Source organism: Amycolatopsis saalfeldensis (assembly GCF_900110575.1).
Lineage (GTDB): Bacteria > Actinomycetota > Actinomycetes > Mycobacteriales > Pseudonocardiaceae > Amycolatopsis > Amycolatopsis saalfeldensis.
Map to the genome: position 1 here is coordinate 653,148 of NZ_FOEF01000001.1, position 15,375 is coordinate 668,522.

The window sequence follows — 15,375 nt, forward strand, 5'->3', positions numbered from 1 at the left end:
CACCCGGTAGATTCCGTTTACCGGTGAGGGGCCGGCGCACGCCGGCCCCTCACCGTTTGCCCGTTTCCTACCGTTCCCGAACACCTACGCCCGATGCCTCCGCCACCGCCCCGGCCCTGCCACCACAAGCGGCGGCCGCCGGCAGAACACCGTCCAGAGCAGGAAGACCTCCATGCTTGCCTTCGCATTGCGCCGGCTCTTCGTCTCGGTGCCGATTCTGATCGTTTCGACATTTGTCGTATTCGTAATGGTTTCTCTGTCGGCGAACCCCCTGAGCCCGCTGATCCAGAGAAGCCCGCCCCCGCCGCCGCGCACGATCGAACTCGAGCGCATCCGGCTGCACCTCGACCAGCCGATCCTGGAGCGCTACTGGCACTGGATCACCGGTGTGCTGAGCGGTGACTTCGGCCCGTCGGTGCAGTCGAACATGAACATCGGCCACGAGGTGATCAGCCGGTTCGGCGTGACCCTGCGGCTGATCGTGCTGGCCATGGTGGTCGCGCTGATCCTCGCGGTGATCATCGGCGTGATCAGCGCCGCCCGCCAGTACTCGAAGTTCGACTACACGGCGACCTTCTTCGGCTTCCTGTTCCTTTCGATGCCTTCGTTCTGGTTCGCGATCGTGCTCAAGCAGATCGGCATCTCGATCAACACGGGCGTCGGCGACCAGATCTTCTACACCATCGGCTCCTCGTCGATCATCGTCACCGGCGGGGCCTGGGCCCATTTCACGGACATCCTCGGCCACCTGGTGCTGCCGACGATTTCGCTGGCCCTGACCAGTTACGCCGCCTGGAGCCGGTTCCAGCGCGCCTCGATGCTCGAGGTGCTCAACAGCGACTACGTCCGGCTCGCCCGGGCGAAGGGCCTGCCCCGCTGGACGGTGACCCGCAAGCACGCGCTGCGCAACGCGCTGATCCCGCTCACCACGGTGACCGCGCTGGACATCGGCTCGATCCTCGGCGGCGCCGTCGTGACCGAGACCGTGTTCCAGTGGCAGGGCGCGGGAACGTTCCTGCTCGACGCGATCAAGGGAAGCGACGTGTACGCGGTCGAAGCCTGGCTGCTCATCGCGGCGACGTTCATCATCCTGCTCAACCTCATCGCCGACCTGCTCTACGGCCTGCTCGACCCGAGGATCCGGTATGCCTGACAACTTCACGGGACCCCCCACCACAATCGGCGGCTCCCGCTTCTCCCCGGACGACCCGCAGACCCCGGCCGGTGCGCCCGAACGCGAATTCACCGTCGAGGAGCGCAGCCAGGTCCAGCTGGTCTTCCGGCGATTCCGGCAGCACCGGCTGGCGATGATCAGCCTCGTCGTGTTCGTGCTGATCATCCTGTTCGCCTACGTCGGCGCGCTGATCTGGAAGTACGGCCCCGGCGATATCACGGAGGACAACTCGGCGGCGCCGTCGGGCGCACACCCGTTCGGCACCGACGCGGTCGGCCACGACACGCTGGCCCAGGTGATGCGCGGGACGCAGATCTCGCTGCAGATCTCGGTGCTGGTCGCCGTCTTCGCGACGGTCGTCGGCACCGTGTGGGGCGCGGTCGCCGGCTATTACCGCGGCTGGCTCGACACGGTCCTGATGCGCATCTCCGACCTGGTGCTCACCCTGCCCCTGCTCGCCGTCGCCGCGGTGCTGGCCCACCAGTCGGGCGGCTCCTGGCTGCTGATCGCCGTGGTCATCGCCGGGCTGTATTGGGCGTACGTCTCGCGTGTCGCCCGCGGTGTGGTGCTTTCGTTGCGGGAGAAGGAATTCGTCGAGGCGTCCAAGGCGCTCGGCGCCAGCGACGCGCGGATCATCTTCCGGCACCTGGTGCCCAACGCGCTCGGCTCCATCATCGTGAACCTGACGATCCTGGTGTCGATCGCGATCCTCCTGGAGACCGCGCTGTCGTTCCTGGGCTTCGGTGTCCAGGTGCCCGACACCTCGCTCGGCCTGCTGGTCAGCACCGCGCAGACGGCGGTCGACACCCGGCCGTGGCTGTTCTACTTCCCGGGCCTGTTCATCATCCTGATCGCGCTGACGATCAACTTCATCGGGGACGGCCTGCGGGACGCGTTCGACCCCCAGCAGACGAAGGTGCGCGCATGAGCGAGTACGACTCCCAAGCGGGGAGCGGCGATCCCGTCCTCGTGGTGGAGGACCTGACGGTCCAGTTCCCGACCGGCGAAGGCCTGGTCAAGGCCGTCCGAGGGGTGAACTACCAGCTGCGCCGCGGCGAGGTGCTGGGCATCGTCGGCGAGTCCGGCTCCGGCAAGTCGGTCACCTCGCTGGCCGTGATGGGGCTGCTGCCCCGCACCGCCCAGGTCACCGGCTCCATCCGGTTCGGCGGCGTCGAGCTGCTGAAGTCGAGCGAGAAGGAGCTGAACAAGGTCCGCGGCAAGGGCATCTCGATGGTCTTCCAGGACCCGATGACCTCGCTCAACCCGGTGTACACCGTGGGCGACCAGATCGCCGAGGCGATCACCGCGCACAACGACATCCGCAAGGACGTGGCACGCAAGCAGGCCGTCGAACTGCTCGAGCTGGTGCGCATCCCGAACCCGGCGCAGCGCGCGAACGAGTACCCGCACCAGCTTTCGGGCGGTATGCGCCAGCGCGTGGTGATCGCGATCGCGATGGCGAACAACCCGGACGTGATCATCGCGGACGAGCCGACCACCGCCCTGGACGTCACCGTGCAGGCGCAGATCCTCGAAGCGCTGAGGGCGGCGCAGCAGGAGACGGGCGCCGCGATGGTGCTGATCACCCACGACCTCGGGGTGATCGCGGGCGCGGCCGACCGGGTCCACGTGATGTACGCGGGCAAGGTCGTGGAGTCCGGCACCGTGGACGAGATCTTCTACACGCCGCGGATGCCCTACACCCTGGGCCTGCTGGGCAGCCTGCCCCGCCTCGACGTGAAGACCGAGCGGCTGACCCCGATCACCGGCGCGCCGCCCGCGACCACGAACATGCCGCCGGGCTGCCCGTTCAGCCCGCGCTGCCCGCTGTCGCAGCCGATCTGCGACGAGGAGGAGCCGCCGCTGGTCGCCGGCCCCGGCGCGCAGCACGCGGCCTGCCACTTCACCGACCAGGTGGTCGGCCGGGACCCGGCCGAGCTGTTCAGCGCCACCTCGGCCGACACGGCGGCCGTCCCGGTCGCCGTCGAGGCCACCGCGAGCGACACGGAGACGAACTCATGAGCGAGGCAACGGCGGCCCGGACGCCCGTCCTGTCCGCGAAGAACCTGGTCAAGCACTTCCCCATCCGCGGCGGGGGCATCCTGCGCCGCGCCTCGGGTGCGGTGCAGGCGGTGTCGGACGTGTCGTTCGACATCTACGACCACGAGACGCTGGCGCTGGTCGGCGAGTCCGGCTGCGGCAAGTCGACCACCGCGCGCGTAGCGCTGGCCCTGCAGCCGCTCACCTCGGGCGAGGTGACCTACGAGGGCCGCAGCCTCGGCAAGATGCACAACCGCGAGCTGCAGCGGCTGCGGCGCAGCATGCAGATCGTGTTCCAGGACCCGTACGCGTCGGTGGACCCGCGGCTGCCGGTGAACGAGATCATCGCCGAGCCGCTGCGGATCCACGGGATGTACAACGACGGCGGCCGCCAGCAGGTCCGTGACCTGATGAAGACCGTGGGCCTGCGCCCGGAGCACGGAAACCGCTACCCGCACGAGTTCTCCGGCGGCCAGCGCCAGCGCATCGGCATCGCCCGCGCGCTCGCGCTGAAGCCCAAGGTTCTGGTGCTGGACGAGCCGGTGTCCGCATTGGACGTGTCCATTCAGGCCGGTGTGCTGAACCTGCTCAAGGACCTGCAGGCGGAGTTCGGGCTGTCCTACCTGTTCGTGTCGCACGACCTCTCGGTGGTCCGGCACGTGGCGGACCGCATCGCGGTGATGTACCTCGGCAAGATCGTGGAGACCGCGGCGGCCGAGGACCTGTTCCTGAACCCGACGCACCCGTACACGCAGGCCCTGATCTCGGCGATCCCGGTGCCGGACCCGCGCAAGGAGCGGACCCGTCAGCGCATCGTGATCACCGGTGACGTGCCGAGCCCGGCGAACCCGCCGTCCGGCTGCCGGTTCCGCACCCGTTGTCCCAAGTACGCCAACGAAATCGACGACGCGGGCCGCAAGAAGTGCTCGACGGAGGAGCCCGCCCTCGTCGACCGCGGCCAGGGTCACCCGACGGCGTGCCACTTCGCCGAAAGCCTGCAGCTGATCTGACCTGAGCGACTCGTGAGTGTGCAGGCCGGGTTCTAACCGGCCTGCACACTCACGAGTCTTTTGGGCGCTAGTTGCTGCCGCGGGTCCAGTTGACCGCGGAGCCGAACGGGCTGCCCATCGGCGGGCCCGGGGTGAGGCCCGAGACGCCCTTGCCGACGGCGAGGGTGTCGGCCTCCTGGAAGAGCGGGATCGCCACGTTCGCGGCCCACAGGGCGGGCTCCAGCGTCTTCAGCGCCTCGGCGACGGTGGTGGATCCGGTGAGCGCGGAGTCGATCGTGGCCTGGAGGCTTTCGTCGCACAGGCCGGCGGCGTTCGCGGGGACCACGGGCTTGGTCTTGTCCGCGGTGGCCTGCTCCGGGGCGCAGCCGAAGTTCGACGCGAGCACCGATGCCGGGTCGCCGCCCACGGACTGCGGGACCACGGCGATGTCGACGCCGACGTTGCCGTTCGCGTCCGGGCCCGCCTGCTGCTGGCCGTTCACCACGGGCATCGCCAGCAGCGAGGAGAACAGGTCGCGCGGCGCCGGCGTGACGGCGGTGACCTGGACCCCGCCCGCGATCAGCTCGGCCGACAGCTCCTTGACGATCGAGGCGTACGGCTCGGCCGGCCCCGGCGACGCGATGACCAGCGACAGCGTTTTGGCGCCCTTGCGCCAGACCCCGGCGTCCTTGGTGTAGCCCGCGGCCTTGAAGTGCTGCTCGGCCTTCGCCGCGTCCGGCGCGGCGGGCGGGCCGGCCGGGATGGTCGCGGCGTAACCCTTGTCCGCCGGCGGCATCACCTGCGCGTCGGCCTTCATCGCCGCCGCCGGGCCGCCCTTGGCGCCGGCGGCGATCAGCTTCGAGCGGTCGATCAGCGCCGCCACCCCGGCCCGCAGCTCGGGGCTGGACAGCGTCGCGCTCACCGGCCGCAGCAGCACGCTCGCCTCGACCGGCCGCGCCAGCGTGTGCAGCTGCACCGCCGGCCCGAGGTCGTTGAGCAGCTGAAGCCCGGCGGAATCGGTGCGGGTGATGGAAAACTGGTCGTTGCCGCTGCGCAGTGCCGTCGCGATGCCCGACGGGTCGGAGCGGCGCAGCACGAGCGTGTCGACGGCCGCGGGCTTCTCCCAGTAGCGGTCGTTGCGCTGCAGGATCACCTCGCCGCGCGCGGTGTCGATGCTCTTGATCGCGAACGGCCCCGCCACGGCCGGGAAGCTGGACGCGAGCGCGGTCGGCCAGCCGCCCGGCGCGTCCTTGAGCAGGTGCTGGGGCAGCAGGTTGTCGAACAGCGTCTGCCAGGCCGGGTACGGCTTGGTGAAGGTCACCTCGACGCCCTTGCCGCCGTCGCGCTGGTCGATGTTGGAGATCAGCCGGTAGCCCGCGGGCTCGATCACGCCGGGCTCGGACTTCATGGCGTTGTACAGGTAGATGAAGTCCTCGGTGGCGATCGGCGCGCCGTCGGACCAGGAGGCGTCGGGCCGGATCTCGTACTTCACCGTGAACGGCATCTGGGAGACGACCTCGGCCGAGGTCATCAGCGTCTTGTCCAGCGTGCGGGTGCCGTCGTCGGCGGTGCGGAACACCGAGGGCAGCAGCAGCTGCGAGAGCGCGGACGTGACCGTGGAGGCGTCCGCCAGGTTGTGCGGGTTGTAGCCGCCGACCACGTCGTCGACCCCGACCACGATCTGCGACGGCGTGGGCAGCGCGGGCGTGCTCGACGCGGCGGGCGAGGACACCACCGGCGGCGGCGGGGTGTTCGAACACGCGGCGAGCAGCACGCCCGCGAGCGCCAGCACCGGCGCCGCCCTGCGTCCCATCCGCACGCTCTCGTCCCTCCGCCTTCTGCTGCCCGAGCCGATATGCTGCCATGCCGGGCCATCACCCGGCACCGAGATTCCCACATCCGGCACGACCTCGTGACACCGGAGTGGATACCGCCATCTGGTGGACGGGCGAGCGGGGTCCGGGGTTCCCTCAGCTCGGCGCGAACACGGCCGCGCGCGCCGAGCGGTGCTGGCACGGTCAATGGATGGCCGGAACGGGAGTGCTGCGCGGACATGGGGACTCGCCGACAGCAGGGGGACGGCGGACCTGGCCAGCCAGTTCGGCGACCGCATCACGGCGCTGGCCGTCCCCCTGCTGGCGGCGACGGAGCTGGGCGCGTCGGCGTTCGAGGTGTCCCTGCTGCGGGGGCTGCAGACCGTCGCCTACCTGGCCCTCGGCCTGCAGCTGGGCGCCTGGTGCGACCGGCTGCGCACCCGCCCGCTGCTGATCGGCGCCGACCTCGGACGGGCCGCCGCGTTCGCGTCCGTACCGGTGGCGGCCGCCTTCGGGACGCTGACGATGACGCAGCTGTACGCGGTCGTCGGCGTGGCCGGGATCCTGACGGTGGTGTTCCAGGTCGCCCACCGGACCTACCTGCCGCGGCTCGTCGAGGAGCACCAGCTGGTGGCGGGAAACGCCCGCCTCGAGGCGAACATCTCGGTCGCCTCGGTGGCCGGGCCGTCGGCGTCGGGCTTCCTGCTGCAGTACCTCGGCGGTCCGGCGGTGCTCGCGGTGAACGCGCTGAGCTTCCTGTGGTCCGCGGCCTGGCTGGGCCGGATCCGCGCGCCGGAACAGCCCCCGCCGGCGCCGCCCGGCCTCCCCCTGCGCCGCCGGATCGGCGAGGGCCTGCGGTTCGTGGCCGAGCACCCGGTCCTGCGCGTCATCACGGCCTCGACGACGCTGGTGGCGGCATTCCAGGCGTTCCAGCTCGCGCTGGCACCACTGTTCCTGCTGCACGAGATCCATCTCACGCCGGGCGCGATCGGCTTGGTCAGCACCGCGGGCCTGACGGGTTCCTTGGCGGGCGCCGCCGTCGCCCGCCGCCTCGGCGAACGGTGGGGCGCCTTGCGCACGGCCCGCTTCACCGCCCCGTGGCTCGCGCTCGGCTACCTCCTGACGCCGCTCACCGCGCCTGGCTGGCGCCTGTTCTGCTACCCCGTCGGCGGCTTCATGAGCGCGTACGCGGTGACGGTGATCAACATCCTGCTGGTCAGCTACCAGCAGGTGGAGACACCCGCCGAAATGCGCGGCCGGGTCAGCGCGAGCACGCGTTTCCTGGTCTACGGCTTCCTGCCCGCGGGCACGCTGGTGGCCGGGATCGTCGCGGAGGCCGCCGGGCTGTACACCGCGCTCTGGACGGGCTCGGCCGGAGTCGCCGTGGCCGCCGCGCTGCTGGTCTTCGCGCGGGCTTTCCGGCGTCCCGAAGTGCAGGAAAACGGATAGGGCGCAACGGTTCCGGCCGTTAGCGTCGGGACCGTGAACAAGCGTGTCCTGGTGCTGGCCGTCGTCCTGCTTTCGACGGTGACCTTCCCGCTCACGATCACCGGGGCCTCGATCGCGCTGCCGGACATCCGCGCGCAGCTCGGCGCCGGGATTTCCGCGACGCAGTGGGTGGTGAACGGCTACAACGCCGCGTTCGCCGGGTTCCTCGTGGTCACCGGATCGCTCGCCGACATCCTGGGCCGGCGGCGGGTGTTCGCGGCCGGGGTGGCGCTGTTCTGCGCGGCCAACGCCGTCAGCGCGCTGGCCGGCGGGATCGTCGCGCTGGACGTCGTGCGCGCGGTGGGCGGGATCGGCGCCGCGGCCGCGGTGGCCGGCGGCGGGGCGGTGCTGGCCGAGACCTTCCCGGGGGCGTCGCGGGCCCGCGCGTTCGGCCTGCTGGGCACGACGCTCGGCGCCGGGCTGGCGTTCGGCCCGACGGTCGGCGGCCTGCTGGTGGACGCGCTGGGCTGGCGTGCGGTGTTCGGCCTGCCCGCGGTCGTGTCCGCCGTGGTGCTCATGTGTGTGCCGCTGCTGCCCCGCAGCACGCCCGCGCCGGGGCGGCGCCTCGACGTGCCCGGCGCGGCCGTCTTCACCGGGGCGTTGCTGTTGCTCATCTTCGCGCTGGTGGAGGCGCCCGAGCTGGGCTTCGGCAGCTGGGTGATCCTCGCGTCGTTCGGGCTGGTGGTGGTGCTCGCGGCGGTGTTCCCGGCCGTCGAACGCCACCGCGCGGACCCGATGTTCGACCTGGCCGTGCTCGCGAACCGCCGGTTCCTGGCACTCTCGGTGGCCGCCGGGTCGATCGTGTTCGTACTGGTGCCGCTGCTGGTGTACCTGCCCTCGTACCTGATCTCCGTCGTCGGGCTGAGCCCGGGCGCGGCCGGCGCGTGGCTGCTGATGCTCACCGGCCCGGCGGTCCTGCTGCCGACGGCCGGCGCGGCGCTGGCCCGGCGGCTCCCCCCGGTGGTCATGGTGGCCGGCTCGGTCGCGCTGACCGCGGCCGGCGCGTTCGGGCTGATCACCATCGGCCCGTCCAGCACCCCGTGGACGCTGCTCGCGCCGCTGGCCCTCACCGGCGCGGGCATGGGCCTGTCCACCGGCCTGCTCGACGGCCTCGCGATCGGCAGCGTGCGGCCCGGCCAGGCGGGCGTGGCCGCGGGGATGTTCAACGCCTCCCGCCTCGCCACGGAGACCATCGGCATCGCCGTGGTCGGCGCCGTGCTGGCCGCCCTCACCCACGACGCGCTGGCCGGCCCGGACTACACGCCGGCGCTGCGCTGGGTCTGTTGTGGACTGGGCGTCTTCGCGACGCTGGCGACGGCCGGTGTCGCCCTGCTGCACCGGCGCGGCAGCACGGTCCCCGCGACATGAGAAAGGGCGCCACCTCCCGTTCGGGAAGCGGCGCCCTCGCTCAAGCGGAAACGTCAGCCCTGGTCGCGGCTCTTCGCGCGCGAACGCTCCTTCGCGCGGGTCGAGATCTCCAGCGTGACCTTGCGGACGCGGACGACCTCCGGCGCGACCTCGACGCACTCGTCGACCGAGCAGAACTCCAGCGCCTCTTCCAGCCCCATCTTGCGCGGGCGGGCCAGCGTCTCCATCACGTCGGCGGAGGACTGACGCATGTTGGTCAGCTTCTTCTCCTTGGTGATGTTGATGTCGAGGTCCTCGAAGCGCGGGTTCTCGCCCACGACCATGCCCTCGTACACCTCGGCGCCCGGCTCGACGAAGAAGGTGCCGCGGTCGGCCAGCTGGATCATCGCGTACGCGGTGACCGGGCCGGTGCGGTCGGCGACCAACGAGCCGCTGTGGCGGGTGCGGATCTCGCCCGCCCACGGGAAGTAGCCCTCGAACACGTGGTTCGCGATGCCGGTGCCGCGGGTCTCGGTGAGGAAGTCGGTGCGGAAGCCGATCAGGCCGCGGGCCGGCAGCACGTAGTCGAGCTTGAGCCGGCCGGAGCCGTGCCCGCCCATGTGCTCCATGCGGCCCTTGCGCGCGGCCAGCAGCTGGGTGATCGCGCCGAGGTGCTCCTCCGGCGAGTCGATGGACAGGCGCTCGAACGGCTCGTGCACCTTGCCGTCGATGACCCGGGTGACCACCTGCGGCTTGCCGACGGTCAGCTCGAAGCCCTCGCGGCGCATCTGCTCGACCAGGATCGCCAGCGCCAGCTCGCCACGGCCCTGGACCTCCCAGGTGTCGGGGCGCTCGGTCGGGATCACGCGGATCGAGACGTTGCCGATCAGCTCCTGGTCGAGGCGGGCCTTGACCAGCCGCGCGGTGACCTTGTCGCCGCCGTTGCGCCCGGCCAGCGGCGAGGTGTTGACGCCGATGGTCATCGAGATGGCGGGCTGGTCGACGGTGATCCGGGGCAGCGCCACCGGGCTCTCCTGGTCGGCCAGGGTGTCGCCGATGGTGATGTCCGGGATGCCCGCGATGGCGACGAGCTCGCCGGCACTGGCCTCGGTCGCCGGGACGCGGGTGAGCGCCTCGGTGACCAGCAGCTCGGAGATGCGGACGTTCTGCACCGTGCCGTCCTCGCGCATCCAGGCCACGGTCTGGCCCTTGCGCAGCTTGCCGGCGTGGATGCGGATCAGCGCGATGCGGCCGAGGAAGTTGGACGCGTCGAGGTTGGTGACCAGCGCCTGCAGCGGCGCGTCGAGGTCCGCCGCGGGCGGCGGCACGTGGCGCAGCAGGGTGTCGAACAGCGGGTCGAGGTTCTCGCTGTCGGGCACCTCGCCGTCGGCGGGCTGCTCCAGCCCGGCCTTGCCGGCCCGCGCCGAGGCGTAGACCACCGGGAGGTCGAGGATCGCGTCGTGGTCGGCGTCCTCGATGTCGCTGGCCAGCTCGAGCAGCAGGTCGTGGGTCTCCTCGACGACCTCGGAGATCCGGGCGTCGGGCCGGTCGGTCTTGTTGACCACCAGGATCACCGGCAGGCCGGCCTCGAGGGTCTTGCGCAGCACGAAGCGGGTCTGCGGGAGCGGGCCCTCGCTGGCGTCGACCAGCAGCACGACGCCGTCGACCATGGCCAGGCCGCGCTCGACCTCGCCGCCGAAGTCGGCGTGGCCGGGGGTGTCGATGACGTTGATGGTCACCCGGCCCTCGGGCGTCTGGCGGTGGATCGAGGTGTTCTTGGCCAGGATGGTGATGCCCTTTTCGCGTTCGAGCTCACCGGAGTCCATCACGCGGTCGACCATCTCGGCGCGTTCGGCGAAGGCGCCGGACTGCCGGAGCATGGCGTCGACCAGGGTCGTCTTGCCGTGGTCGACGTGTGCGACGATGGCGACGTTGCGCAGGTCGGGCCGGGTCTTGCCGGACGCGCGGCCGGGTTCGACGGCGGTGGCGCTGGCTGCGGGCACGCGAAGACTCCTGAACTTCAAAGGCGGGTGGGCGGCCGCGTCGCGGGCGGAATCCGTGCGTGCGAGCACGTCCCCGAGCAGCATGGCCGACTTTGGCCACACGCGGACCCCACAATCATACCTCCCGCCGAACTGTGAGTACCGCCACGCCCCTGGATCGGTTAGGCTCACCTAAGCTGGAAACCCGGACGTCACCGGCGACAAGGGAGCCTTTGTGGGCAAGAAACAGCCCGCCGACCCACGGGCGGTCGTGCGCAAGCTGATGAAGGCCGGCAAGGTCAAGAAGAAGTGCTGCCGGTCGAAGCCGCGCTGCAAGAAATGCCCCGTGCTGGCGTTGAAAAAGGCCAAGAACGACCTGGTCAAGGCCGCCTGAGCCGGGTCTCGCGCGAGCAGTGGCGGCGGCGACAGTGCGAGCCTGCTCACACCGTCGCGGAACCGGCCGCCGACGTCAGTGCGGGACGGCCTCGTTGACCAGGCGCAGCTCCGGCGCCGTCTTCGTCGGGGAGAACTCGATCACCTCGTACCGCGCGAGGTGCTGCACCGAGAACGGGTCGGTCGCCAGGATCGCGTCGAGCTTCCCCCTGGCCATCGGGCGGGTGATGATCACGCCGCCGATGCGCGGGTTCCGGCGGCCCGAAGCGAGGAAGAGACCCTGTTCGTACTGCTTCGCGAGCCACTGCGCGTGGTCCGGCAGCACGTAGTCGATCTCCTCGATGGGAGCGGTGTAGTTGAGCAGCACGACGAACATCCCCCGACGGTAGACCCGCGGCCGCCCCACGGCATCCGGTTGTGCCCTAGACTGTGATCCATGCTCGCGCCGAACAACCAGTGGTGGCCGCCCCTCGGCGGCCCCGAAGTTCTGCGCTGACAAAACCAGCGAAGGCCGCCCCGGTGGGCGGCCTTCTCGCTTTCTGCGGGTCTCCTCCCGGGGCACATCCAGGGAGAGGAAAGACCCATGGTCCAGCTGTCCGGCATCACCCCGTCCGGCCACGCCCAGCTCGGCAACCACCTCGGCGCGGTGCGCCGCTGGGCGGCCGACGGCGGGCCCGAAGACCTGTACTTCGTCTCGGACCTGCACGCCATGACGACCCAGCACAACCCGGCCCGGCTCCGCTCGCTCGCGACCGAGCAGCTCGCGGTGCTGGTGGCATCGGGCATCTCGCCGGAGCGGGTGTTCGTGCAGTCCGACATCGCGCGGGACCTGGGCGCGCTGACCTGGGTGCTCGAGTGCACCTGCGCCTACGGCGAGGCCGCGCGGATGATCCAGTTCAAGGAGAAGTCGGCCCGCGGCGAAGCGGACGGGAAGCCCGGCGGCCAGGCCGGCGTCCGGCTCAGCCTGCTGACCTACCCGGTGCTGATGGCCGCCGACATCCTGTTGCAGGGCGCCGACGAGGTGCCGGTCGGCGAGGATCAGCGGCAGCACGTGGAGCTGGCGCGGACGCTGGCGAAGCGGTTCAACGCCACGTACGGCGAAGTGTTCACCGTCCCGACGGCTGTGCTTCCGCTGACGGGCGCGCGGGTGAAGGACTTCGCCGACCCGACGCGGAAGATGTCGAAGTCCGCGCACGACTCGGCGGGGGTGGTGTTCGTCCTCGACGAGCCGGACCAGGTGCGCCGCAAGATCCGCCGCGCGCGCACCGACGGCGGCTCCGTGCCCGCGTACTCCCCGGAAACCCGGCCGGGGATCGCGAACCTGCTGGAGGTGCTCGCCGCGTGCACCGGCGGTGATCCTGCCGCGCTGGCCGACGAGTACCCGTCCTACGGCGTGCTCAAGGACGCTGTCGCCGACGCCGTGATCGAGGAGCTGCGGCCGATCCGGGAGGGCACGAAGGCGCTGCTCGGCGACGTCGCGGAGCTGGAGCGGGTGCGCAAGGCCGGTGCCGCGCGGGCGGCCGACCGGGGCGCGCACCGCGTTTCGGCGGCGTTGCGGCTGATCGGCGCCGGCTGAAGAGCGGCGGATGGCGCTTTCGCTTGCACAGCAGGCGAAAGCGTCGTCCGGGACGTCTCAGGCGAGCAACGCCCGCAGGTCCGGGATCAGGCCGCGGTCGGCGGGCAGCCAGTCGACGTCGTCGAGGTCGTCCGGGCCGACCCAGCGCAGCGCGGTGTGCTCGACGGCGCGCGGCTCCTCCCCCGGCGAGATCAACGCGGCGGTGTACACCCGCAGCACCTTCCCGCCGGGCAGCGGCACCTCGGTGCCGACGCGCTGCCCGATGGTGACGGTGACGTCCAGCTCCTCCTGGCACTCACGCGCCAGCGCGAACGCCTCGGTCTCGCCCTCCTCGACGCGCCCGCCGGGCAGCTCCCACTGCCCCGCGTGATGCGGCGGCCACGCCCGCTGCTGGGCGAGCAGCTTCCCGTCGCGCACCAGCGCGGCCCCGACGATGACCCCGTCCATCCCGACAGTCTCCCGCACCCGTCCGCCCGGCGAGTGCCCAGGCCGGTTCCGGCCCTCCCCGCGCGCTCGCGAATCCGCTCTAACGCGCCGCCCGCCAGGACACCTCGAACCGCGCTCCGCCGTCCGGGGACTCCCCGACGCGGACGCGCCCGCCCCGCCGTCGCACGGCTTCGGCGACCATCGCCAGCCCCAGGCCGGTGCCGCCGGAGGTGCGCGCCCGGTCGTCGGAAACGCGGTAGAAGCGGTCGAAGACCTTGGCCCGGTGCTCGGGCGCGATGCCCGGCCCGTCGTCGTCCACGACCACCCGCACGAGGCCGCGCGCGGCGAGCACCGAAACCACGATTTGCCCGTTGGCGTAACGGGAAGCGTTGCGCAGCAGGTTGTCCAGCACCAGCTGCACCTCCGCGTGCTCCGCCGAAGCCCAGGCCTGCGGGACGGCGGTGCTGACGCGGGTTTCGGGCGCGCCGGCGGGCAGCCGTTCCACGGCGTCGCGGACCTCCGTCACCACCTCCACCGGCTCCGCGGGCGGCACCTCGCCGGCGTCCGAGCGGGCCAGCGACAGCAGACCGTCCAAAAGGGACGAAAGCCGTTCGGCCTCGGTGAGGATGTCCGACAGCGTCTCCTGCGCCAGCTCCGGATCCGGGTTCGTGACGGCGACCTCGGCCTGCACCCGGATCGACGCGACCGGCGAACGCAGCTCGTGCGCGGCGTCGCCGGTGAAGCGGCGCAGCCGGTCGCTCACCTCTTCCTGCCGGACGAGCAGCGCGTTGAACTCCTGCGCCAGCGCGCGCAGCTCGTCGTGCGAAGTGGGCAACGGCAGCCGCGAGCCCGGCGGCAGCGCGCGCACCAGCCCGCGCATCCGCGCCACCGGCCGCAGCGCCAACCGCACCACCAGCCACGTCGCGAGCCCCGCAACGGCCGCGCCCACCAGCGCGACGACCACCAGCCAGACCCCGCCGTACTCCACCGCCGCGGCGAAGCCGACCAGCCCGGCGCCCGCGAGCACCAGCCGTTGCGCGCCGTCCGGCAGGGTCACGACCTGGCCGCGCCAGCGCGAGCCGCCGGTCTGCACGGACAACCCGGACTTGAGCTGCATGACCTGCGCGGCGTCCAGCGGCGGCGCCGCCCGGCCGTCGACGGAGCCGCCCGCGATGTCCAGCACCCGCACGGTGACCGGGTCGCGCGCGGTCAGCGGCTGCCCGGCCGAAACCTCCGCCGTCGCCGGGCCGAGCGCGGCCGTCAGCTCGTGGTCGACGGAGCCCACCAGCAGCGGTTCCAGCCGGTTGGCCGCCAGCGTGGCCAGCCCGAGCAGGCCGACCAGGGTGATCGTGGTGGCGAGCACCGTGATGCGCACCTGCAGCGAGCGGCCGCGCCACCAGGACAGGGAGCCGATCACAACACCTCGTCCAGCTGCGCGTCCGAAGCCAGGTAGCCGTGTCCTCGGACGGTCCGCAGCAGCGAACCCGCGCCCACGGCGTCGAGCTTGCGCCGCACGTAGCCGACGTAGACCTCCACCAGGTTGCGCGTCACGGCCTGCTCCTCACCCCACACCGCGCGCAGCAGCTCGTCCTTGGTCACGACCGTGCCGGCCCGGCCGACGAGCACCTCCAACAGCGCGAACTCGCGCGGGCTGAGCGGGACCTCGGCGCCGTCCCAGCGCACCTGCCGCAACGCCCGGTCGATCTCCAGCGCACCGAGCTTCAACGCGCCGCGCGAGGCGTCCGGCCCGGCGCGCCGCAGCGTCGCGCGCACCTGCGCGACCAGCACGACAAACGAGAACGGCTTCACCAGGTAGCCGTCGGCGCCGAGGTCGAGCCCGTCGGCCTGGTCGACCTCGCCGTCCTTGGCCGAAACGAGCAGCACGGGGGTGACCACGTTCTCCGCGCGCAGCCGTTCCAGCACGCGGTAGCCGGACAGGCCGGGCAGCATGATGTCGAGCAGCACCACGTCGAACGTGCCGGTGCGCGCGAGCTGCAGCCCGGTGGGCCCGTCGGCGGCCGTGACCACGTCCATGCCCTCCGCGCGCAGCCCGCGCTGAAGCGCCTTTCGCACGCCGGGCTCGTCGTCCACCACCAGCACTCGAGGGTTCACGAGGCTCATCATGACCGGTTTCCGCAGCTCCTGC

At 71.7% G+C, this 15,375-nt stretch carries 14 protein-coding genes; 8 read left to right on the forward strand and 6 right to left on the reverse strand.

Features of this window, described 5'->3' with window-relative positions:
• Positions 1 to 172 precede the first annotated feature (172 nt).
• From BMY97_RS02985 to BMY97_RS03000, 4 genes are read left to right on the forward strand one after another with little or no spacing between them, the layout of a single operon-like run.
• Complete coding sequence (locus BMY97_RS02985; protein ID WP_091612018.1) at positions 173 to 1,153, forward strand: ABC transporter permease; 981 nt, start codon at positions 173 to 175, stop codon at positions 1,151 to 1,153.
• A complete protein-coding gene (locus BMY97_RS02990; RefSeq protein WP_177231141.1) occupies positions 1,146 to 2,102 on the forward strand; it encodes an ABC transporter permease in 957 nt (318 codons plus the stop codon). Before BMY97_RS02985 ends, BMY97_RS02990 begins: the two co-directional genes overlap by 8 nt.
• A complete protein-coding gene (locus BMY97_RS02995) occupies positions 2,099 to 3,196 on the forward strand; it encodes an ABC transporter ATP-binding protein (protein WP_091612021.1) in 1,098 nt (365 codons plus the stop codon). The genes BMY97_RS02990 and BMY97_RS02995 overlap by 4 nt, the downstream gene beginning before the upstream one ends.
• Entirely contained in the window at positions 3,193 to 4,224 is a 1,032-nt protein-coding gene (locus BMY97_RS03000) for an ABC transporter ATP-binding protein (protein WP_091612024.1), read from the forward strand. The genes BMY97_RS02995 and BMY97_RS03000 overlap by 4 nt, the downstream gene beginning before the upstream one ends.
• Positions 4,225 to 4,291: 67 nt before the next feature.
• Here BMY97_RS03000 and BMY97_RS03005 read toward each other — a convergent pair whose 3' ends face one another.
• Positions 4,292 to 6,016, reverse strand: a complete 1,725-nt coding sequence (locus BMY97_RS03005; protein ID WP_218156659.1) for an ABC transporter family substrate-binding protein — start codon at positions 6,014 to 6,016, stop codon at positions 4,292 to 4,294.
• 208 nt (positions 6,017 to 6,224) lie between these two features.
• Between BMY97_RS03005 and BMY97_RS03010 the strand changes: the two genes are divergently transcribed.
• Together BMY97_RS03010 and BMY97_RS03015 are read left to right on the forward strand one after the other, a co-directional pair.
• On the forward strand, positions 6,225 to 7,466 hold the full coding sequence (locus BMY97_RS03010; protein ID WP_091612031.1) for an MFS transporter: 1,242 nt from the start codon (positions 6,225 to 6,227) through the stop codon (positions 7,464 to 7,466).
• Between the two features lie 33 nt (positions 7,467 to 7,499).
• A complete protein-coding gene (locus tag BMY97_RS03015; protein WP_091612034.1) occupies positions 7,500 to 8,873 on the forward strand; it encodes an MFS transporter in 1,374 nt (457 codons plus the stop codon).
• Positions 8,874 to 8,926: 53 nt separating this feature from the next.
• Here BMY97_RS03015 and typA read toward each other — a convergent pair whose 3' ends face one another.
• Positions 8,927 to 10,855, reverse strand: a complete 1,929-nt coding sequence (typA, locus tag BMY97_RS03020; protein WP_091612892.1) for a translational GTPase TypA — start codon at positions 10,853 to 10,855, stop codon at positions 8,927 to 8,929.
• A 214-nt stretch (positions 10,856 to 11,069) separates the two neighbouring features.
• Between typA and BMY97_RS46815 the strand changes: the two genes are divergently transcribed.
• Positions 11,070 to 11,228, forward strand: a complete 159-nt coding sequence (locus tag BMY97_RS46815; protein WP_177231142.1) for a hypothetical protein — start codon at positions 11,070 to 11,072, stop codon at positions 11,226 to 11,228.
• 75 nt (positions 11,229 to 11,303) lie between these two features.
• On the opposite strand, the gene BMY97_RS03025 is transcribed toward BMY97_RS46815, so the two are convergent.
• A complete protein-coding gene (locus BMY97_RS03025) occupies positions 11,304 to 11,603 on the reverse strand; it encodes a YciI family protein (RefSeq protein WP_091612037.1) in 300 nt (99 codons plus the stop codon).
• Positions 11,604 to 11,810: 207 nt separating this feature from the next.
• Here BMY97_RS03025 and trpS point away from each other — a divergent pair, with 207 nt between their 5' ends.
• Positions 11,811 to 12,803, forward strand: a complete 993-nt coding sequence (trpS, locus tag BMY97_RS03030; RefSeq protein WP_091612040.1) for a tryptophan--tRNA ligase — start codon at positions 11,811 to 11,813, stop codon at positions 12,801 to 12,803.
• A gap of 57 nt (positions 12,804 to 12,860) precedes the next feature.
• Here the strand turns inward: trpS and BMY97_RS03035 are convergent, their stop codons facing one another.
• The 3 genes from BMY97_RS03035 to BMY97_RS03045 form a co-directional block, all read right to left on the reverse strand.
• A complete protein-coding gene (locus tag BMY97_RS03035) occupies positions 12,861 to 13,250 on the reverse strand; it encodes a (deoxy)nucleoside triphosphate pyrophosphohydrolase (RefSeq protein ID WP_091612043.1) in 390 nt (129 codons plus the stop codon).
• Between the two features lie 79 nt (positions 13,251 to 13,329).
• Entirely contained in the window at positions 13,330 to 14,646 is a 1,317-nt protein-coding gene (locus BMY97_RS03040; RefSeq protein ID WP_091612046.1) for a sensor histidine kinase, read from the reverse strand.
• On the reverse strand, positions 14,643 to 15,353 hold the full coding sequence (locus tag BMY97_RS03045) for a response regulator transcription factor (protein ID WP_177231143.1): 711 nt from the start codon (positions 15,351 to 15,353) through the stop codon (positions 14,643 to 14,645). The genes BMY97_RS03040 and BMY97_RS03045 overlap by 4 nt, the downstream gene beginning before the upstream one ends.
• Positions 15,354 to 15,375: the final 22 nt, after the last annotated feature.